At 69.5% G+C, this 20,126-nt stretch carries 20 protein-coding genes and 2 riboswitches; of the genes, 8 read left to right on the top strand and 12 right to left on the bottom strand.

Annotated elements, in window-relative coordinates:
- Positions 1 to 461 precede the first annotated feature (461 nt).
- Together EDC22_RS07450 and EDC22_RS07445 are read right to left on the bottom strand one after the other, a co-directional pair.
- The gene (locus tag EDC22_RS07450) at positions 462 to 884 is read right to left on the bottom strand and encodes an organic hydroperoxide resistance protein (RefSeq protein WP_132805978.1); all 423 of its coding nucleotides are present in this window, start codon (positions 882 to 884) and stop codon (positions 462 to 464) included.
- Between the two features lie 96 nt (positions 885 to 980).
- Entirely contained in the window at positions 981 to 1,931 is a 951-nt protein-coding gene (locus tag EDC22_RS07445) for a DnaJ C-terminal domain-containing protein (RefSeq protein ID WP_132805977.1), read from the bottom strand.
- A 413-nt stretch (positions 1,932 to 2,344) separates the two neighbouring features.
- Here EDC22_RS07445 and EDC22_RS07440 point away from each other — a divergent pair, with 413 nt between their 5' ends.
- The 7 genes from EDC22_RS07440 (at position 2,345) to pip (ending at position 9,297) form a co-directional block, all read left to right on the top strand.
- Positions 2,345 to 2,989, top strand: a complete 645-nt coding sequence (locus EDC22_RS07440; RefSeq protein WP_132805976.1) for a hypothetical protein — start codon at positions 2,345 to 2,347, stop codon at positions 2,987 to 2,989.
- 38 nt (positions 2,990 to 3,027) lie between these two features.
- A riboswitch (glycine riboswitch) is annotated at positions 3,028 to 3,118 on the top strand.
- 3 nt (positions 3,119 to 3,121) lie between these two features.
- Positions 3,122 to 3,222, top strand: a riboswitch (glycine riboswitch).
- Between the two features lie 57 nt (positions 3,223 to 3,279).
- The gene (gcvT, locus tag EDC22_RS07435) at positions 3,280 to 4,419 is read left to right on the top strand and encodes a glycine cleavage system aminomethyltransferase GcvT (RefSeq protein WP_132805975.1); all 1,140 of its coding nucleotides are present in this window, start codon (positions 3,280 to 3,282) and stop codon (positions 4,417 to 4,419) included.
- Between the two features lie 118 nt (positions 4,420 to 4,537).
- Entirely contained in the window at positions 4,538 to 4,912 is a 375-nt protein-coding gene (gcvH, locus tag EDC22_RS07430) for a glycine cleavage system protein GcvH (RefSeq protein WP_132805974.1), read from the top strand.
- A 3-nt stretch (positions 4,913 to 4,915) separates the two neighbouring features.
- Positions 4,916 to 5,383, top strand: a complete 468-nt coding sequence (locus tag EDC22_RS07425) for an OsmC family protein (protein WP_132805973.1) — start codon at positions 4,916 to 4,918, stop codon at positions 5,381 to 5,383.
- A 10-nt stretch (positions 5,384 to 5,393) separates the two neighbouring features.
- A complete protein-coding gene (gcvPA, locus tag EDC22_RS07420) occupies positions 5,394 to 6,737 on the top strand; it encodes an aminomethyl-transferring glycine dehydrogenase subunit GcvPA (protein ID WP_132805972.1) in 1,344 nt (447 codons plus the stop codon).
- Positions 6,734 to 8,317 (top strand): aminomethyl-transferring glycine dehydrogenase subunit GcvPB, encoded by a 1,584-nt coding sequence (gene gcvPB, locus EDC22_RS07415; RefSeq protein ID WP_132805971.1) that lies wholly within the window; start codon positions 6,734 to 6,736, stop codon positions 8,315 to 8,317. Before gcvPA ends, gcvPB begins: the two co-directional genes overlap by 4 nt.
- 23 nt (positions 8,318 to 8,340) lie before the next feature.
- A complete protein-coding gene (gene pip, locus EDC22_RS07410) occupies positions 8,341 to 9,297 on the top strand; it encodes a prolyl aminopeptidase (protein WP_132805970.1) in 957 nt (318 codons plus the stop codon).
- Positions 9,298 to 9,379: 82 nt separating this feature from the next.
- Here the strand turns inward: pip and EDC22_RS07405 are convergent, their stop codons facing one another.
- From EDC22_RS07405 to EDC22_RS07370, 8 genes are all read right to left on the bottom strand, one after another.
- Positions 9,380 to 9,871, bottom strand: coding sequence for a F0F1 ATP synthase subunit B family protein (locus EDC22_RS07405; protein ID WP_132805969.1), 492 nt, complete (start codon positions 9,869 to 9,871; stop codon positions 9,380 to 9,382).
- A gap of 13 nt (positions 9,872 to 9,884) precedes the next feature.
- On the bottom strand, positions 9,885 to 10,508 hold the full coding sequence (locus tag EDC22_RS07400) for a F0F1 ATP synthase subunit B (RefSeq protein WP_132805968.1): 624 nt from the start codon (positions 10,506 to 10,508) through the stop codon (positions 9,885 to 9,887).
- Between the two features lie 40 nt (positions 10,509 to 10,548).
- A complete protein-coding gene (locus EDC22_RS07395; RefSeq protein ID WP_132805967.1) occupies positions 10,549 to 10,776 on the bottom strand; it encodes a F0F1 ATP synthase subunit C in 228 nt (75 codons plus the stop codon).
- Positions 10,777 to 10,845: 69 nt separating this feature from the next.
- Positions 10,846 to 11,562, bottom strand: coding sequence for a F0F1 ATP synthase subunit A (locus tag EDC22_RS07390; protein WP_132806020.1), 717 nt, complete (start codon positions 11,560 to 11,562; stop codon positions 10,846 to 10,848).
- A 62-nt stretch (positions 11,563 to 11,624) separates the two neighbouring features.
- Entirely contained in the window at positions 11,625 to 12,008 is a 384-nt protein-coding gene (locus EDC22_RS07385) for an AtpZ/AtpI family protein (RefSeq protein WP_132805966.1), read from the bottom strand.
- Positions 12,009 to 12,207: 199 nt separating this feature from the next.
- Positions 12,208 to 15,663, bottom strand: coding sequence for a chromosome segregation protein SMC (gene smc / locus EDC22_RS07380; protein WP_132805965.1), 3,456 nt, complete (start codon positions 15,661 to 15,663; stop codon positions 12,208 to 12,210).
- Between the two features lie 51 nt (positions 15,664 to 15,714).
- Positions 15,715 to 16,371 (bottom strand): DsbA family protein, encoded by a 657-nt coding sequence (locus EDC22_RS07375; protein WP_132805964.1) that lies wholly within the window; start codon positions 16,369 to 16,371, stop codon positions 15,715 to 15,717.
- Between the two features lie 114 nt (positions 16,372 to 16,485).
- Positions 16,486 to 17,010: a DUF721 domain-containing protein gene (locus EDC22_RS07370; RefSeq protein WP_165926824.1), complete on the bottom strand. Its 525-nt coding sequence runs from the start codon at positions 17,008 to 17,010 to the stop codon at positions 16,486 to 16,488.
- Positions 17,011 to 17,065: 55 nt separating this feature from the next.
- Between EDC22_RS07370 and mutY the strand changes: the two genes are divergently transcribed.
- Complete coding sequence (gene mutY, locus EDC22_RS07365) at positions 17,066 to 18,187, top strand: A/G-specific adenine glycosylase (RefSeq protein WP_207903726.1); 1,122 nt, start codon at positions 17,066 to 17,068, stop codon at positions 18,185 to 18,187.
- On the opposite strand, the gene EDC22_RS07360 is transcribed toward mutY, so the two are convergent.
- Positions 18,159 to 19,292 (bottom strand): site-specific DNA-methyltransferase, encoded by a 1,134-nt coding sequence (locus EDC22_RS07360; RefSeq protein ID WP_132805962.1) that lies wholly within the window; start codon positions 19,290 to 19,292, stop codon positions 18,159 to 18,161. The genes mutY and EDC22_RS07360 overlap by 29 nt on opposite strands.
- 85 nt (positions 19,293 to 19,377) lie before the next feature.
- Positions 19,378 to 19,998 (bottom strand): ribonuclease HII, encoded by a 621-nt coding sequence (locus EDC22_RS07355; RefSeq protein WP_132805961.1) that lies wholly within the window; start codon positions 19,996 to 19,998, stop codon positions 19,378 to 19,380.
- Positions 19,999 to 20,126 lie beyond the last annotated feature (128 nt).

Here is a 20,126-nt window from a genome sequence, read left to right as displayed (position 1 = left end):
AGCTCTCGGCGAAGCTCCTCCGCAAGCTGCGGAAGCTGATCGTCCGACAGCCGACGAAGATCAGCAGGAACGCGTACCGTGTCCAAAAGGGGGGTCTTGGGCGGAGTCATCGGGTGTCTTTGCGCTGTCGCTCGTTCGGGACGGGTGATCTTCCGGCTCATCTGGTGACCGGGCGCGCGATTGCCCGGTCGTTGCGCATCGGAAGGCCCGGCAAGCGTAACACTTCCGGTATCCGGTGCGCAAAGCCATGCATGCACGTTGCGGCCCGCAGCGCGTCCGGCTCTCGCGTCGGCGATCCGGATCTCGATGCCGCTCTCGTCGATGATGCAGCGGGCGCGCCGCCCGGTCCGATCGGACGGTCGGCCGCGGTCAGGCGACGGCGGCCGCGGAGCGGTCAGGTGCACCGAGCATCGCGGCACCATCCACGCCGGCCGGGAGAGGTGAGGCGGACCTCCCGTCGGTCACGCCACTTCGAGCCGCACGTCGATGTTGTTCCTGGTGGCGTGCGAGTAGGGACAGACGACGTGCGCCTTGTGGACGAGGTCCTCGACCACAGAGCGCGCGACGCCGGGCACCGACACGGTCAGCGCCACGTCGAGACCGAAGCCGCCGCCGTCGTCGCGTGGCCCGATGCCGACATCCGCCGTCACCGTCGCATCCGACGGAATGGCCACCTGCTGCTTGCCTGCGACGAAGCGCAGCGCACCGAGGAAGCAGGCCGCATAGCCGGCCGCGAACAGCTGTTCCGGATTGGTGCCAGCCCCGCCCGGGCCGCCGAGTTCCTTCGGTACCGAGAGCTTGACGTCGACCTTGCCGTCCTCGCTGCGCGCCGCCCCGTCGCGTCCGCCTGTCGCCGTCGCCTTGGTCCTGTACAGAATTGGCATGTTCCGCTCCGCATGTGTGGGTCAGCAGACCCGGTGGTCTGCCTCTAGCACAATGGCGGCACAAGAGGCCGCAGGCCAGTCCGGCGGGACGAGCGGTCAGTCGCGCGGCGTGTAGGGCCTGGTCTCGCGCCACTTCACCATCAGCGACTCAAGCTCGGGATCGGGCTTCTCCGGCAGGACGATGCGCAGCGTCACATACAGATCGCCATGGCCGTGGCCGGGCCTGGGCAACCCCTTGCCCTTCAGGCGCAGCGTGCGCCCACCCGAGGAATTCGGCGGAATCTTGAGCTCGACCTGTCCGTCCAGCGTCGGCACGCGCACCGTCGCGCCCAGCACCGCCTCGTAGAGCGTCACCGGCAGCTCGTGGCGCAGGTCGTATCCATCGACCTTGAACAGCGGATGCTTGTTGACGGTAACGGTGATGATGGCATCGCCGTCGGGTCCACCGAATTCGCCCGGCATGCCCTGACCGCGCAGGCGGATCTGCTTGCCCGATTCGATGCCGGCGGGAATTCGGACATCGACCTCCTTGCCGGTGGGCAGCCGCACGCGCTTGACGGCGCCTCTGGCGGCCTCGGCGAGGTCGATGCTCAAGGCCAACGCCACGTCCTCGCCGCGCACGCCCGGCGACCGCGACCGCGTACGCGTTCCGAAGCCGCCGCCGAGCCCGCCGAATATGCCCTGCAGCAGATCCTCCGGATCGAAGCCGCCACCTGCGCGCGGATCGCTGCTGGTGGTATAGGTCCAGCGCATGCCGCCGGGGCCTTCGTGAACGCCGCCACGCATGCCGCCGGGGCCGAAGCCCTCGAAGCCGTGGAAGCGCGGGTTGCCGTCGGCGTCAATCTCGCCGCGGTCGAATTTTCCGCGCTTGTCGGCGTCGCTCAGCAGATCATAGGCGGCGGTCGCCTCGGAAAAGCGCTCCTTGGCCCTGGGCTCGCGGCTTGTATCGGGATGATACTTCTTGGCGAGCTTGCGATAGGCCTTCTTGATCTCGGCGGCACTGGCCGAGCGGCTCACGCCGAGGACGTCATAGGGATCACGCGCCATGGATGGGAGCCAAGCTGTGATTTGGAGTGGTCAAGAAAATATTCCCAAGTGATGTGGTATCAGCAGCCGCAAACGCAAGGGGTGGCGCCGCAACAAGGGCCACTCTCGCATGCGCGGCGTGAAGGCGGAGTGAATCCCGCATCCGGCGCCGGGTGTTCCACCTCGGCGGCTGCCGATCCATGCATGGCTGGAGCAGATCATCGTTTCAGCGAACCGATGATCCGCCCTGACTGCCCTGTCGTCGCAAGCCCTGACGCCGGACCGGTTTCCACGGGTCCGGGTCTTGCCCAGACCGGGCCAACGCCGGGAGGCCGACAGGGTGTAAGCTGCCGACAGCGGGCTCGCCCCTTGGGCAATGCCGCTGCGCCCTGCTATAAGGGCGCCCGAGTAGCGTAAACGAAGGTGAGCGTGGAATGCGGGAGATCCCGACGGTGCCGACGGCCCGTCGCCTGGCGCGGCTGATCATGCTGGTCGGGCTGGCGGGCGGTGTGGCGGCCTGCGACTCGCAGGCGATGAAGGACGCAAGTGATTCCACCATCGGACTCGGCCGGCTCCTGGTCGGCGCGGGCCAGCCTGACCCGAACGAGCTGCAGGTCGATCCCAACGCGCCGCCGCCGCCGGTGCCGGTCAAGTGTCCGCAGGTGGTGGTTCGCGAGGGAACGGAGACCTACCGCACCTACGAGCGCGGCTTCGACGGGGACCCCGGCCACATCATCTACCAGGGCGGGGTCACCCGCACGGCGCGCGAGTGCGAGTTCATCGCGCCGAATGCGATCCGCATCAAGTTCGGGGTTGCGGGGCGCGTGATCACCGGTCCGAAGGGCGGGCCCGGGACGGTCGAACTGCCGCTGCGCGCAGCCTTCGTCGGGCGCGGCGGCGAGCCGGTCTGGACCCAGCTCTACCGGGTTCAGGCCACGGTGATGCCCGGCGAGACGGTGGCGCAGTTCCAGCAGGTCGAGGACAACCTCTACTACGAGGTGCCGGAGGGCCAGCACATCAACGACTTCGTGGTCTATGTCGGGTTCGACGACATGGCGTCAGGCCGCCGCCGCGGTTGACAGCCTGCCACCGACCCTTAAGATCGCGTCGACATTCGACGAATCCTGCGGGAGAGAACGGTCCGCAACCCGTCGCCGAAGGCGCAACCGGCCCCGGAAACGCTCAGGCAAACGGACCGCAGGAGGATGAAACTCTGGAAAGCAGCCGCCGGCGGCCGATCGTGCCGGCGGCTCACCGAAGGGGGTAAGTCGCGGCCGACCCGCGGCGAAATCTCTCAGGTCCTGCGACAGAGGGGGCACGAGCGAACCCATCGAGGGTCATCGACTCACGCCTTCACGCAGGATCCGACATGGCTGACAGTCCCGCCTCCGACACGCCGCTGCTCCGCACGCCGCTGCACGACCGCCACGCGGCGCTCGGCGCGCGCATCGTTGCCTTCGCGGGCTATGCGATGCCGGTGCAGTATCCGAAGGGAATCATTGCCGAGCATCTCTGGACGCGCGAGAAGGCCGGTCTGTTCGACGTGTCGCACATGGGCCAGGCTGTCCTCGCCGGGTCCGACCACGCCGCCGTGGCCGCCGCGATCGAGTCGCTGGTGCCCGGCGAGATCCGCGACCTGAAGCCCGGCGCACTACGCTACACCCAGCTGCTCACCGAGGATGGCGGGATCATCGACGACCTGATGGTCACCCGCCCGGCGGCACCGCAGGAGGACGGCCGGCTGCTGCTGGTCGTCAACGCGGCGCGCAAGGAAGTGGACTACGCGCATATCGCCGCGCGCCTGCCCGCCGGACTCACACTCACGCCGCTGACCGACCGGGCGCTGATCGCGCTGCAGGGGCCGCAGGCCGAGGCGGTGATGGCGCGGCACTGCCCGAGGGCCGTCGAACTCGGCTTCATGACCGCGACGCGCGCCCAGTTCGACGGGATCGACTGCCATGTCTCCCGCTCCGGCTACACCGGCGAGGACGGCTTCGAGATTTCCGTGGCCGACAGCGACGCCGGCACGGTCTGGGATGCGCTGCTCGCCGAAGCGGAGGTCGCGCCGATCGGGCTCGGCGCGCGAGATACGCTGCGCCTCGAGGCAGGTCTGTGCCTGTACGGCCACGACATCGACGAGACCACCTCGCCGGTCGAGGCGGGGCTCGTCTGGTCGATCGGCAGGCGTCGGCGCGCGGAAGGTGGCTTTCCGGGCTTCGACCGGATCCGGCGGGAGATGTCCGAAGGGCCGTCACGTCGGCGGGTCGGGATCAGACCTTCGGGCCGGGCTCCGGCGCGCGAGGGCACCGCGATCGCAGCCGGTGGCAGGCCGGTCGGCACCGTGACCAGCGGCGGCTTCGGCCCGTCCGTCGGCGGCCCGGTCGCCATGGGCTACGTCGCCCGAGGCTTCACCGATATCGGAACCGAAGTGTCGCTGAGCGTCCGCGGCCGCGACGAGCCGGCAACGGTGGCCGCCCTGCCCTTCGTGCCCAACCGGTACAAGCGATGAGCCGGGATGGGACTCACCCTGCGCCGGTGGCGTCCCGACCCCGGATCGGCCTGCGGCCGCCCGGGATGACGGAAGGCGACATCGTCGAACTCATGACCAAACCCGAGGGACCGACCGCATGACCACCTATTTCACCAAGGATCACGAGTGGATCACCGTAGAGGGCGACATTGCCACCGTCGGCATCACCAACTACGCGCAGGGCCAGCTCGGCGACGTCGTCTATGTCGAGCTTCCCGAGATCGGCAAGTCGGTCAAGCAGGGCGAAGAGGCGGCCGTCGTCGAATCGGTGAAGGCCGCAAGCGAGGTCTATGCGCCGGTTTCCGGCGAGGTCGTCGAGGTGAATGAGGGCCTGACCGACGAGCCGGCGAAGGTGAACACCGCCGCCGAGGGCGACGGCTGGTTCCTGAAGCTCAGGATCGCCGACAAGGGACAGCTCGCAAGTCTGATGTCAGCGGATGCCTACAAGGCCTATCTGGACGAGATCGGCTGAGCCATGGCGCATCTCTACACAGCGACCGTCCGCTGGACGGCCGAGGGCGATTTCGCCTCAGGCCAGTACAGCCGCGGGCACGACTGGATGTTCGACGGCGGGGTGACCGTGCCGGGCTCATCCTCGCCCGCGGTGGTGCCGCCGCCGCTGTCGCGCGAGGACGCGGTGGATCCGGAGGAAGCGTTGGTCGCCGCGCTGGCGTCGTGCCACATGCTGTGGTTCCTCAATCTGGCCCAGCGGGCCGGCTTCGTCGTCGAGGCCTACGAGGACCACGCGCACGCCAGCATGGCCCGCCTCGAGGCGAAGCGCTGGTGGGTGGACAAGGTGACGCTGAGGCCGCGCGCCACCTTCGCCGCGGGCGCCGCGCCCGATCCGGCCCGTCTCGCCGCGCTGCACGAGGAGGCCCACCGCCTCTGCTACATCGCCAATTCCGTGCGCAGCGAGGTCACCGTCGAGCCGGTGACCGATTGAGGAGCTCCTGATGCGCTACCTGCCCCTGACCGAGGCCGACCGCGCCGCCATGCTGGCGAAGATCGGCGTCTCCAGCATCGACGATCTGTTCGCCGACGTGCCGCGCGCGGCCTGGCGGACGGACCCCGTCGATCTGCCCAAGGCCAAGAGCGAGATGGAGGTCGAGCGGCTGCTTGCCCGTCTGGCCGGAAGGAACGTGGCGGCTGCGAGCGTACCGTTCTTCGTCGGTGCCGGCGCCTACCGCCATCACGTGCCGGCGAGTGTCGACCATCTGATCCAGCGTTCCGAATTCCTCACCTCCTACACGCCCTACCAGCCGGAGGTGAGCCAGGGGACGCTGCAGGTGCTGTTCGAGTTCCAGACCCAGGTGGCGGAGCTGACCGGCATGGAAGTCGCCAATGCCTCGATGTATGACGGCTCGACGGCGACCGGCGAGGCGGTGCTGATGGCGCACCGGCTGACGCGACGCGAGAAGGCGGTCGTCGCCGGCAACCTGCATCCGCACTATCGCGCCGTGGTCGAGAACCTCGCAGAGATGGCCGGCCACGAGGTCGAGGTGCTGCCGCCGGTGCCGGTCGGCGCGGAGGACATCCTCGGCCGCATCGACGACACCGTGTCCTGCGTCGTGGTGCAGTCGCCGGACGTGTTCGGCAATCTGGTCGACATGGCGCCGATTGCGGAGAAGGCGCACGCCCACGGAGCACTGCTGATCGCGGTGTTCACCGAGGTCGTGTCGCTCGGCCTGATCGAGCCGCCCGGTGCGATGGGCGCCGACATCGTGGTCGGCGAGGGCCAGGGCATCGGCAACGGGCTCAATTTCGGCGGCCCCTATGTCGGCCTGTTCGCGACGCGGCAGAAATTCGTGCGGCAGATGCCGGGCCGCCTGTGCGGCCAGACCGTCGACGCGGAGGGCCGGCGCGGCTTCGTGCTGACCCTGTCGACGCGCGAACAGCACATCCGCCGCGAGAAGGCGACCTCCAACATCTGCACCAATTCCGGACTGTGCGCGCTCGCCTTCACCATCCACATGACGCTGCTGGGCGCCAGGGGCCTCGAGCGCCTCGCCGAGATCAACCACCAGAACGCGGTGAAGCTCGCGGACATGCTCGGGGCCGTGCCGGGCGTCGACGTGCTCAATACGGCGTTCTTCAACGAGTTCACGATCCGCATCCCCGGCAAGGCCCACGAAGCGATCGAGGCACTGGCGCGCAAGGGCGTGCTCGGCGGCGTGCCGGCGAGCCGTCTGTATCCGGGCGAGGGCCTCGACAACCTGATCCTGGTCGCTGCGACCGAGATCAACACGGACGACGACAGGGCAGCCTATGTGACGGCGCTCGAGGAGGTGGTGGGATGACGATGAACCGCCAGGGGCGCCCGAGCGTGCCCCAGCAGACCACAGCCGCAGGGCACGAGACCTTCACCGGCAACCGCGCGCTGACGATCGAGGAGCCGCTGATCTTCGAGACCGGGCGGCTCGATGTCACCGGTGTCGATCTCTACGCGCAGGAGGAAACCCCGGCACGGCTCGGCGGGCTGAGGCGCAGGACGGCGCCGCACCTGCCTGGCCTCACCGAGCCCGAGGCAGTGCGCCACTATGTGCGCCTCAGCCAGAAGAACTATGCGATCGACACGGGCCTCTACCCGCTCGGCTCGTGCACGATGAAGCACAATCCGCGGCTCAACGAGAAGATGGCGCGGCTGCCGGGCTTCGGCGACATCCATCCGCTGCAACCGGTCTCGACCGTGCAGGGCGCGCTGGAATTGATCCATCTGGTCGCCGAGGGGCTGAAGGTGCTGACCGGGATGCCGGCCGTCGCCATGTCGCCCAAGGCCGGCGCGCATGGCGAACTGTGCGGGATGATGGCGATCAAGGCGGCGCTGCGGGCGCGCGGCGACGCCCGATCGGTGGTGCTGGTGCCGGAATCCGCGCACGGCACCAATCCCGCCACGGCGGCGCTTCTCGGCTACCGGGTCGAATCGATCCCGGCCCGCGCGGACGGAACCGTCGATCCGGAAGCGGTGAAGGCGAAGCTCGCGCCGGACGTCGCCGCCATCATGCTGACCAACCCCAACACCTGCGGCCTGTTCGAGCGCGACATCATCGAGATCGCCGAGGCCGTGCATGCGGCGGGCGCCTTCTTCTACTGCGACGGGGCGAACTTCAACGCCATCCTCGGCCGCGTCCGACCGGGCGATCTCGGCGTCGACGCCATGCACATCAACCTGCACAAGACCTTTTCGACGCCGCATGGCGGCGGCGGGCCGGGGGCGGGGCCGGTGGTACTCTCGGAGGCGCTGGCTGCCTTCGCGCCACTGCCCTGGGTCGTGTCGGGACCCGAGGGATTCGATCTCGTCGAAAATGCCGACAAGGCTGGCGGGGCGCATCCCTTCGGCAGGATGACCGCCTTCCATGGCCAGATGGGCATGTTCGTGCGGGCCGCTGCCTGGATGCTCAGCCACGGCGCCGATGGGATGCGCCAGGCGGCCGAGGATGCGGTGCTGGCGGCGAACTACATCCGCGCCAGCCTGTCCGACCTGATGAGCCTGCCGTTCGGCGACCGGCCGTGCATGCACGAGGTGCTGTTCGACGATGAATTCCTCGATGGCACTGGCGTCACCACGCTGGATTTCGCCAAGGCGATGATCGACGAGGGCTACCACCCGATGACCATGTACTTCCCGCTGGTCGTGCATGGGGCGATGCTGATCGAGCCGACCGAATCGGAATCCAAGGCGAGCCTAGACCTGTTCATCGCGACCCTGCGCGATCTCGCCATGGCGGCGAGGCGCGGCGAGACAGACCGCTTCGCCGGCGCGCCCCGGTTCGCCCCCCGCCGCCGCCTTGACGAGACCCGCGCCGCCCGCCAGCCGGTGCTGCGCTGGTCGGCCCCGGCACCGGTCGGACCCGAGCCGGCGCGTGACGCGGCGGAGTAGGGGCGTACGGAACCAGAGGCCAGATGCAGGACCGCCGCACGCTCTATCCGCCGATCGAGCCCCTTGACCAGGGGTATCTCGACGTTGGCGACGGGCATTCGATCTACTGGGAGGTCTGCGGAAATCCCGACGGACTCCCCGCCGTGTTCCTGCATGGCGGACCCGGTGCGGGATGTTCGCCGGATCACCGGCGGCTGTTCGATCCGGCCCGTTACCGTATGCTGCTGTTCGACCAGCGCGGGTGCGGGCGCTCGACGCCTCACGCCTCGCTCGAGGCCAACACGACATGGCATCTCATCGCCGACATCGAACGGCTGCGCCGGATGCTGGGCGTCGAACGCTGGCTGGTTCTGGGCGGGTCCTGGGGCAGCTGTCTCGCCCTCGCCTATGCCCAGACCCATCCCGAACGCTGCCGCGGCCTGATCCTGCGTGGCATCTTCACGCTCAGGCGCGCCGAACTGCTGTGGTTCTATCAGGAAGGCGCCTCGTGGATCTTCCCGGACCTGTGGGAGGCCTATCTGGCTCCGATTCCGGAGGATGAGCGCGGCGACCTGATGGCGGCCTACCACAAGCGGCTGACCCATCCCGACCGCGCCGTGCAGGTCGAGGCGGCGCGCGCGTGGAGCCTCTGGGAGGGTCGCACGCTGACACTGCTGCCGGATCCGCAGATGGCGGTGCGGCACGGCGAGGACAGGTTCGCCGTCGCCTTCGCCCGGATCGAGAACCACTACTTCGTCAATGGCGGCTTCTTCGAGGAGGGGCAGCTGATCCGTGACGCCTCGCGGCTGAAGGACATTCCCGGCGTCATCATCCAGGGCCGGTACGACATCTGCACGCCGATGCAGACGGCCTGGGACCTGCATCGCGCCTGGCCAGAGGCCGCATTCGTCGTCGTGCCGGATGCCGGTCACGCCTGGACCGAGCCAGGCATCCTGCACGAGATCGTGTCGGCAACGGACCGGTTCGCTGACCGCATCTGACCGGCGGGCGCGCCAGCAGGCGAGCGTGCCCCGCCGCGGACGGGGCATCGGGAGTTCCAACGACGACGGCTCAACGGTGCGCCTACTGCAGGCGCCGCTTGACCTGTTCGATGCTGTCGGCGACCAGCGCCGTGGCCGCCTTGCCGCTCACCTTCTCGGCCAGGATGCGCTCGGCGGCCGCGATTGCGGCATCCGCCGCGGCAGCGCGGACATCCGCGACGGCCTGTGCCTCGGCCTGCGAGATCTTGAGCTCGGCCATGCGCGTGCGCCGCGCGATCATCTCTTCGAGCTGCCGGCGCGCCTCCAGCTTGAGGCGGTCGGCCTCTTCCCGGGCCAGGGTGAGGATATCCTCGGCCTCCTTTTCGGCCTCGCGGCGCTTGCGCTGATATTCGGCGAGAAGCGACTGAGCTTCCTCGCGCAGGCGCTGCGCCTCCTCGAGTTCGGCCCGGATTCGCGCGGCGCGCGCATCGAGCGCCGCCGTCACTCGGGCCGGCACCTTGAGGTACAGCACGATGGCGACGAAGATGATGAAGGAAACCAGAACCCAGGTTTCCGGTGCGGCGAAGATTCCCATGGCGGGCTCCTGTCTAGGCGCCGCGGGCAGCGGCGACGGCCGCCTCGACTTCGGACCTGCTGACCTTGACGCCGGCGAGCATCTCGACGATCTGCGCCGCCGCATCGGCGGCAGCGCCGTCCACCTCGGCGAGCGCCCGTGCCTTGCTCTCGGCGATGCGCCGCTCCGCGTCGGCGGTCTTCTCGGCGAGTTCCGCCTCGACCCTCGCCCGTTCCTCGCCCAGCTCGGCATCGAGCCGGGCGCGGGTGGCCGCGGCGATCTCGTGCGCCCGACCGCGGGCCTCGGCGAGCTCGGCCTCATAGGCCGCGATGACCTCGTCCGTTTCGGCGCCGAGACGGGCGGCGGTATCGAGATCGCTGGCAATCCGATCCCGCCGATGCTCGATCACCGTGGCAATGCGCGGCAGTGCCACGCGCGCCATCAGCGCATACAACACGGCGAAGGTGATGATCAGCCAGACGATCTGCGGAGCGTAGGTCTCGAAGTTGAACTGCGGCATTCCGCCGCTGCCGTGCTCTTCAAGTCCGATGGCCTCGGAGATCTCGGTCTGCTCGCTGTGGATCACCTCTTCGGCAATCCCGCTGCCCTGCCCGTCGGACTGGGCCAGAACGATGATGGTCTCTTTGTAGCTGAGCATCGGTTCGAGCCCGTTGAAGGGGCCGCCGGCGGCAGCGCCGTCAGACGACGAAGAGGAGGATCAGGGCGACGACGAGGCCGAACAGACCGGTCGCTTCGGCGAGCGCGAATCCCAGCAGCAGGTTCGGGAACTGACCCTGGGCGGCCGACGGATTGCGCAGCGCGGCCGACAGGTAGTTGCCGAAGATGGTTCCGATGCCAAGACCGGCGCCGGCGAGCGCGATGCAGGCGATGCCCGCGCCGAGGTACTTTGCAGCTTCCGCTTCCATGTCACTAGCTCCTTGAAGACTGACGGTTCTGAAGGGTTCGGTGAAGGTCTGGTCGCGACGTTCGCTCGCTCAGTGGTGCATGTGGAGCGCGTCGTTGAGGTAGATGCAGGTGAGGATGGCGAAGACATAGGCCTGCAGGAACGCCACCAGCACCTCAAGGCCGGTGAACGCGACCATCGCGGCGAGCGGCAGCCAGCCGCCGACAAAGCCGAGCATGACGACGAAGCCGGCAAACACCTTGAGCATGGTGTGGCCGGCCAGCATGTTGGCGAACAGGCGCACCGACAGGCTCACCGGTCGGGTCAGATAGGAGATGACCTCGATGACGATGAGCAGCGGCATCAGCACCATCGGCGCGCCGGAGGGCGCGAACAGCGTCAGGAAGCCGACACCGTTCTTGACGAAGCCGATGATGGTGACGCCGATGAACACGGCGAGCGCCAGCACGAAGGTGACGATGATGTGGCTCGTCACCGTGAAGGCATAGGGGATCATGCCGATCATGTTGGCGAACAGGATGAACATGAACAGCGTGAAGATGAAGGGGAAGTACTTCATCCCCTCGGTGCCGGCATTCTGCCGCACCATGTTGGCGACGAACTCGTAGGAGAGCTCCGCCAGCGACTGCATGCGGCCGGGAACCAGCGCGCGACCACTCATCGAGGCGATGGTGAACAGGCTCACCGCCGCGACGATGATGACCATGAACAGCGCGGAATTGGTGAAGGAGACGTCGATCCCGCCGATGTTGAGCGGAAGGATGCGGTTGATCTCGAACTGGTGCATCGGATCGAACGTTGCACCGCCATGTCCGCTCTCGGCCGCCACGCGAAACTCCTCGTCGCCTGTCAGGTCCCGCCGGCGCCGCCGGCCGTCTCGTTCGGCCCGCCCCCGGCTTCCCGGTTCATCCGGTAGGCCTGGCGGAAGATGCTGCGTATCCCCGCTGCCGCGCCGAGCGCGATGAACAGCAGGAACAGAATTGGCTTCGTTCCCAGCCAGCTGTCGAGATACCAGCCGAGAAACCCGCCGACCAGAAGCCCCGCGACGAGATCGACACCGACCTTGAAGGCCATGCCGAGCGCCCTCGAACGCTGCGACTCCTCCGGCGGCGGATCGTACCGCCGGCGGGCACTGGCCAGAGATTCGCCATGCGCCTTTCGACGGCTCGTCAGATCGGCCGGATTAACCCCTGGCTCGACGGTTCCCGGCTCTGTCTTCGGCTCGTCAGTCACCACCGCACCTCGACGGCCCGGTGTGCATCCGCCCGAAACGACAGCCGGGGCATCCCGCCCCCGAAGCCGCGCGCACCATAGTGGGCCGCCAGCACAGTGTCAAGGATGCGCCATTTCAGGCTAACTATCTGACTTATAACATAAATGTTGACCTCGCTGCACCGCGACATACGACTTGCCGGCATCGCTGCGGCGGGATTCAGCCCGCTTCGCGGAGGCTCAGGGCCGCCCTGAAGTCTACCGAGACAAGCTGGCTCACGCCGCGCTCGGCCATGGTCACGCCGAACAGCCGGTCCATCCGTGCCATGGTGATCGGGTTGTGGGTGATCAGCAGGAAGCGCGTTTCGGTCGTGCGGGCCATCTCCTGCATCAGGTCGCAGAAGCGCTCGACATTGTGATCATCGAGCGGCGCATCGACCTCGTCGAGCACGCAGATCGGCGAGGGATTGGTCAGGAATACCGCGAAGATCAGTGCGGTCGCCGTCAGCGCCTGCTCGCCGCCGGACAACAGCGTCAGCGTCTGCGGGCGCTTGCCCGGCGGTCGCGCCACGATCTCCAGACCGGCCTCCAGCGGATCGTCGGATTCGATGAGCTGCAGTTCTGCGGCGCCGCCGCCGAACAGCCGCGTGAACAGGGTCTGGAAATGGCCGTTGACCACATCGAAGGCCGCCAGCAGCCGCTCGCGGCCTTCCCGGTTCAGGCTGGCGATCGCCTGCCGGAGACGGTGGATCGCCTCCTCGAGATCGCGGCGCTCGGCGACCAGCCCGTCGTGCCGGGTCTCGATCTCGCGCATCTCCTCCTCGGCGCGCAGGTTGACGCTGCCGAGGCGTTCGCGATCGCGCTTCAGCCGCTCGAGATCGCGTTCAAGCTCCTCCGGCTGCGGCAGCGGGTCCTCCGGTCCGAGCCCGGCAACGGCAAGCGCCTCGCCGGCCGGACGGTCGAGCGCTTCCAGTGCCGCCTCCTCGACGTCCGCAAGTCGTTGGCGCAGCCCCTCCAGCATCGCCTCCTCGCGCGCCTTGGCCTCGCGCGCCGCCGACAGGGCGGCATCCGCCTCGCGGCCGACTCGGTCGGCCTCCACCAGCGCCGTCTCGCCGGCCGCGAGCGCATCGGCGGCGGACTTGCGGGCGGCCTCGGCAGCGGCGATCTCGCTGGACAGGGATTCGCGGCGGGCCGCGAGCTCGGCAGGGACCGAGGCGAGAGCGTCGGCCTCGGCCCGGATCTCGGCCTCGCGCGCCGACAATGTCGCCACATGGCGTTCCGCCTCGGCGATGCGCCCGCGCCAGCGCGCCGTGTCGGCGGCAACGCGCTCGCGTCGCGTCTGGCGCTGCTTCGCCTCGCGGGAATGGGCCTCGAGCGCGGCGCGCGCTTCGGCAAAGGCATTGCGGGCGGCAGCGGCCGTCACCTTCAGCATCTCGACGCGGGTGGCGATGTCCGTCTCACCGTCAAGCGCGGCAAGCGCCGCCTCGGCCTCGGCCCGGCGCGCCTGCGACTCGGCCAGGCTCGCGGTGATGCGGGCCCTGGCCTCGGCGAGTGCGCCAACCCGCGCGGTGGCCTCGCTGGCGCGCCGTTCGGCGGCGGCGCGACGCTCGTCGGCTTCGGCCAGTGCGGCGCGGGCGCGCTGACGGGCCGCCTTGGCCGCGGCCGCCTGCTCGGCCAGACGTTTCGCCTCGGCTTCTGCGGCAGCAAGCGCCGCACGGGCCGCGGCAAGATCGGCCGCGGTTGTGGCGATCTCGCGGTCGAGTTCGGCCACCCGGTTCCGCTGTTCGAGGCGCCGGGCGGCAGCGGTCGGGGCATCGGAGGCCGCGGTGTAGCCGTCCCAGCGCCACAGCCCGCCGGATCGGGAGACGAGCCGCTGGCCGGGCTTGAGCAGCGGCTGCAAACGGGGACCGTCCTCGGGGGCGACGAGGCCGACCTGCGCCAGGCTGCGGGCGAGAACCGCCGGCGCCGTCACGACGTCGGCGAGCGGCCGGACGCCCTCCGGCAGCCGGGGGTCGTCAGGGGCTGGCGCGACCTGCCGCCAGTGGATGGCCGCGTCCGCCACGGCCGGATGATCGATGTCCTCGCCGAACGCCGCTCCGAGCGCCGCCTCGAAGCCGGGCTCTACCGTGATGGAATCGATCAGCGGTGGCCATGCCGCGCCGGTCTGCGCCGCGAGCACCTTGAGAAGCGTCTGACGCTCGGTTTCGAGCGCCTTCATATCCCGCTCGAGGTCGTTGAGCGGCCGACGCGCGGCCTCGCGCGCGTCGCGGCCGGCCGCCTCGGCCGCCTCGGCGGCGCTGGCCGCGGCCTCGGCCCCCTCGATGGCCGCGCGGGCCTCGGCGACGGCGGCCCGCAGCGCGTCCAGTTCGCCGCCGGCGTCAGCGGCGGCGAGGCGCGCCGCCTCTGCCTCGACCTCGCGCAGCTGGGCTTCGAACTTGCCGACCCGGTCGGTCTCCTCGCGCAGGCTCCGCTCGAGGCCGCGCCGGCGCGCCGCCAACTCGGCCGCTGCGGCCGTCGCCTGGCCGAGCGCCGTATCGGCAGCCTGCAGCTCGGTCTCGGCCGTGGCGAGCCGCCGCGCCAGATCGCCCGCCGCGGCGCCGGCCGCGACCGCCTCCTCGGCGATTTCGCGGTCCTCGGCTTCAAGGCGGGCCAGCGTTTCGCGGCTGTCGAGGATCGCCCGGCGTTCGCGCTCGAGATCGCCGCCGATCTGGAGAAGCCGTTCGGCCAGCTCGTCACGGCGCCGCGACACCTGCTTGATCTCGCGCTCGATGCCCTCGCGGCTGACGACAAGATGGCGCAGGCGCGCCGCGGCCTCCGCCTCGCGCTCGCGCAGCGACGGCAGCACCGCGGCCGCCTCGGCGCGGCGGGCGGCGGCGGCGGCGGCGGCCTCGGTCAGCTCCGTCACCAGGGCGAAGGCCGCACCGAGAGCCTGCTTGCGCTCCTTGATGGCGGCGATGGCGGCCTGACGCCGCAGATGCCACAGGATCGCCTCGGCGCGCCGGATCTCGGCCGACAGCATCCGGTAGCGGGACGCCTGGCGCGCCTGGCGCTTCAGCCCCTCGAGCTGCAGCGCCAGCTGACCGATCACGTCGTCGAGCCGCTCGAGGTTCTGCTCGGCGCCGCGCAGCCGCAGTTCGGCCTCGTGGCGGCGGCTGTGCAGCCCGGCGATGCCGGCGGCCTCCTCGAGCACGCGGCGACGGTCGCGCGGCTTGGCGGCGATCAATTCGCCGATCTCGCCCTGGCGGACCATGGCGGCGGAATGGGCACCGGTGGAGGCGTCGGCGAACAGCAGCTGGACGTCGCGGGCCCGCACCTCGCGGCCATTGATCTTGTAGACCGAGCCCGTCTCGCGCTCGATGCGGCGGGAAACCTCCAGGATGTCGGCGTCGTTGAACTGGGCCGGCGCGCGACGATCGGAATTGTCGATGACGAGCGAGACCTCGGCCGAGTTGCGCGCCGGTCGGCCGGCGCTGCCGGAGAAGATGACGTCGTCCATGCTGGAGGCGCGCATCGACTTGTGCGACGCCTCGCCCATCACCCAGCGCAGCGACTCCAGCAGGTTCGACTTGCCGCAGCCGTTCGGCCCGACGATGCCGGTCAGGCCGGGGTCGATATGGATCTCGGACGGATCGACGAAGGACTTGAAACCGACGATCCGCAGCCGGGTGAGCTTCATCGGTCGGGGGTCCGGCGGCGCGCCGCGCGCGGCAGGACGCGCGCCGCGGCTTCAGCTCGGCAGATGCGGCGTGATGAGCTTCTCGAACTCCTCGAACGGCAATGCGCCACGATGGATCTCGCCGTTGATGAAGAAGGTCGGCGTCGAGTTCACGTCGAACTGCTCGGCACCGCGCTGCTTGACCCAGTTCACCCCGTCAAGAAGCTCCTGATTCGCCAAGCATGCCTCGAACTTTTCCTCCGTAATCCCGACCTGCCGCGCCATCTGCTTGAGACCGGCGACCCGGTCGTTGGTGTAGGCCCAGACATCGAGGTTCTCGAACAGCGCCCCGACAAAGGGGAAATACTGCTCCTCCGGCACGCAGCGCGTCAGCATGAACGCCGCGGTCGCCACCGGATCGAGCGGAAACTCGCGGAAGATGAAATATACCTGACCCGTGTCGATGTACTTCTCCTTGAGCTGCGGATAGGTCAGCTTGTGGAACTGGGCACAATGCGAGCAGGTGAGCGAGGCATATTCCACGATCGTCACGGGGGCATTGGGATCACCCAGCGTCCGCTCGCCGAGCGGCCCGGCCACGGCGAGCGCCTCGCTGTCCACAGGCGCGGCGGCAAGCGGCGCCAGGCGGCCCATGCCGATGGCGCCCGCCGCCAGCAGCGCGATGCCGGCGGTTCCGGCGAGAAGCAGTTGCCTGCGGTTCATGTTCATCATGCTCTCCCAGCATCCAGAGGACCCTTCGCGCACGCCGTGCGGCGACCGAGCGGTCCCTTAGCACGGATCATGCTGTTCCGGTGGATTATGGCAAGACTTCGCACGCCCGTTTCACATCGCCGTGTCCTCGCGTCGTGCGATGCAGGCGCCGAGGCGGGCAAGCGCCGCGCGCAGATCCGGATCCCGGACCGCCTGCAGGGCCGGCGAGTCGATGGCCGGCGCTGCAGGCGGCGGCAGCGGTTCGGCAGGACCCAGCTCGACCGGCGCCTGCCTTATCGCAATGCGGCCGACGGCCCGCCAGCCGAACATGGCGTTGACGCGGTCGAGGATGATGGCGGCCATGTGCTGCAGCTCCAGCGCGTCGAAGCCTTCGGCGCGGATTACCAGCGTCGCGGCGGCGATGTCGCCGGGTTCCTCGCGCCGGCCCGGCCAGCGGATCCGCTCCGGCCGGGTACGGCCAGCGAGATCGGGGCCGACGATCGCATCCCAGGCGGCGATCATCCGGGCCGAGCCGAAACCCTGCCGCATCACCGCCGGGGCGAGACAGGCTTCCGCCAGCCGATCCAGGCGGACCGGTCCGCTCCCCGATCTTCCGAGCCGTTGCCGCATCGAATCCATTGCGTGATGCATGCTCATTGCGTGATGCATGCCCGATGACACCATAGCGCGCGAAATCCGGCCCCGACAGCACATGTCCGCACGCCCGATCCTGCCGTCACCCCAGGCCGGCGATCTCCTCTCCTGGTACGACCGCCATCGCCGGCGGCTGCCGTGGCGGGCGCCGCCCGGCGAGGCCGCCGATCCCTATCGCGTCTGGCTGTCGGAGATCATGCTGCAGCAGACGACGGTTGCCACCGTCGGCCCCTATTTCGAGCGCTTCATTACGCGCTGGCCGAGCGTGGAGGCGCTCGCCGCCGCGCCGCTGGAAGACGTGCTGGCGGCCTGGGCAGGGCTCGGCTACTACGCCCGGGCGCGCAACCTGCATGCCTGCGCCAGGGTGGTGGCGGGCACACATGGCGGTCGTTTTCCGGATACCGAGGTCGGCTTGCGGGCGCTGCCGGGCGTCGGACCCTACACGGCGGCAGCAATCGCGGCGATCGCCTTCGGGCGGCCGGCGGCGGCTGTCGACGGCAATGTCGAGCGGGTGATCACTCGGCTTCACGGGATCGACACGCCGCTGCCGGAGGCAAAGGCGCAGATCCGCGCGCGCACGCTCGACCTCGTTCCCGAGGATCGGCCGGGAGATTTCGCCCAGGCGCTGATGGATCTCGGCGCCAGCCTGTGCTCGCCGAAGCGGCCGGCCTGCGCGCTGTGCCCGTGGCGGGACTGCTGCGTCGCCAACGCCCGCGGCGACGCAGAGACGCTACCGCGGCGGGCAGCGAAGCCGGAGCGCCCGACCCGGCGCGGGGCCGCCTTCTGGGCAGAACGCGGCAACGGCACGGTGCTGATCCACCGGCGTCCGCCGAAGGGCCTGCTGGGCGGCATGGACGGGCTGTGGCTGACCCCGCTCAGCGCCGACATCGATCCGGCCGAAGCGCGGGCGCACGCCCCGTTTCCCGCCCGATGGAACCGGATCGCAGGCGAGGTGGACCACCTCTTCACCCATTTCCGGCTGCGGCTGACCGTGTTCGCGGCAACCGACGTCACCGCCTTCGCGCCGACGGGCTCACGCTGGGTGTCGAAGGCGGAGCTCGCCGAGGTGGGATTTCCGACCGTCATGCGCAAGGCCGCGCAGCACGCTCTGCGCGCGCTGCACGGACCGGGCGCGGAGGCGCTTGCTGCGTTCAGGCGGCGGCGGCCAACTCGGACCTGACAATCTGCCTGAGCGTGTCGATCGGCTCGAGCGCCCCGGCCCGCTCGACATGCCAGAAGGTCCAGCCGTTGCAGGCCTCGAGCCCCTGCACCAGGGCTCCGACCTTGTGGATGGAACCGGTCGCCTCGCCGGCAGCCAGCGTGCCGTCGACGCGCACCAGCGCCGAATGGCGGCGGCGGATGTCGACGAGCCGCTCGCCCGGTTGAACCAGGCCGCGTTCGATCAGCGTGCCGAACGCGACGCGCGGTTCCTCGCGTCGCGCGCGCGCGGTCGCGAGCCCCGCCTCGGGCAACGGCGTGACGGCGGCAATCCGCTTGGCAGCAGCGTCGGCATAGGCGCGCTCGCGCTCGATCCCGATGAAGCGGCGGCCGAGCCGCCTGGCCACTGCGCCAGTGGTGCCGGAGCCGAAGAAGGGATCGAGGATCAGGTCGCCAGGCCTGGTCGAGGCCAGGATGACACGGGCAAGCAGGCTCTCCGGCTTCTGCGTCGGATGGGTCTTGCGTCCCTGCGCATCCTTCAGCCGCTCGGCACCGGTGCAGATCGGCAACAGCCAGTCGGAGCGCATCTGGACACCGTCGTTCAGAGCCTTCATCGCCTCGTAATTGAAGGTGTAGCGCCTGGTTCCGGCGTCGCGCCCCGCCCAGATCAGCGTCTCGTGGGCATTGGTGAAGCGGCGGCCACGGAAATTCGGCATCGGGTTGGCCTTGCGCCAGATGATGTCGTTGAGGATCCAGAAGCCGAGATCCTGCAGGATCGCGCCGACGCGGAAGATGTTGTGGTAGGAGCCGATCACCCAGAGCGTCGCCTCGGGCTTCATCACCCTGCGGCAGGCCAGCAGCCAGGCGCGGGTGAAGGCATCGTAGGCGGCAAAGCTCTCGAACTTGTCCCAGTCGTCGTCGACCGCATCGACGCGCGAATTGTCCGGTCGGTGCAAGGCTCCGTCGAGCTGCAGGTTGTAGGGCGGATCGGCGAAGACCGCGTCCACCGATTTCGGCGGAAGCGTCTCCATCAGGGCGATGCAATCGCCGACGAGGATGCGGTCCTCGGCCTCTCGGGAGGCCGTGCCGGGCACCAGAAGTGCCCGGCGCGGTGAGCAGACTGCCATGACTCTACGCAACCCTTACGCAACTGACGATCCGGAGCATGGGCGGTCAGGGTAAAGGTTGGATTAAGGCTCGCGCGCGAACTGCTCAGGGCGCGAACAGGTCGCGCTGGGCGAGCGGACGGAAGGTCATCCGGTGGACCGGGCAGGGACCGAGGCGCGCCAGCGCCTCGATGTGGGTGCGGGTTGCGTAGCCGCGGTTGGTCTCGAAGCCGTAGCCGGGATGCAGCATGGCCAGCCGGTCCATCATCCGGTCGCGTGTCACCTTGGCAACGATCGAGGCCGCGGCGATCGACAGGCAGAGGGCGTCGCCGTCGATCACCGCCTCGCCGCGGCAGCGCACGGGCGGCAGGTCGCGTCCGTCGACGAGGATGTGGTCGGCAGCGGCCGGCAGTCCGGCGATCGCCCGCGACATCGCCCTCAGTGTCGCCATGCGGATGTTGATCCGGTCGACCACCGCGGCGGAGACGGCCGCGGCGGAGACGAGCGCAGTGGCGAGGATCTCGGCGTAGAGGGCCTCGCGGCGGGGCGCGTCAAGCTGCTTGGAATCGGCAAGACCAACGGGAATGCGGCGCGGGTCGAGCACCACCGCGGCGGCGACGACGGGGCCGGCGAGCGGGCCTCGGCCCGCCTCGTCCACGCCGGCCACCACCCGCGCGCCTACCGACAAGGCGGCATCCTCCCGCCGGAAGTCTGGCCATCGGCTCATGCCGCATGCATCGGCTGAGTCGCGACCGCGAGGCAAGCCCGCGCCCACGATCGCCCGTGTGACGCCATGATCCGCAATGCCGGTGGCGAGGGGCCGGCCGGCGCGGGGGCTGCGCCGGCCGGCATTCG

Source organism: Tepidamorphus gemmatus (assembly GCF_004346195.1).
In the GTDB taxonomy this organism is placed as follows: domain Bacteria; phylum Pseudomonadota; class Alphaproteobacteria; order Rhizobiales; family Tepidamorphaceae; genus Tepidamorphus; species Tepidamorphus gemmatus.
Note: the sequence above shows the minus strand (reverse complement) of the source record. Positions and strands in the feature narration are given on the sequence as shown.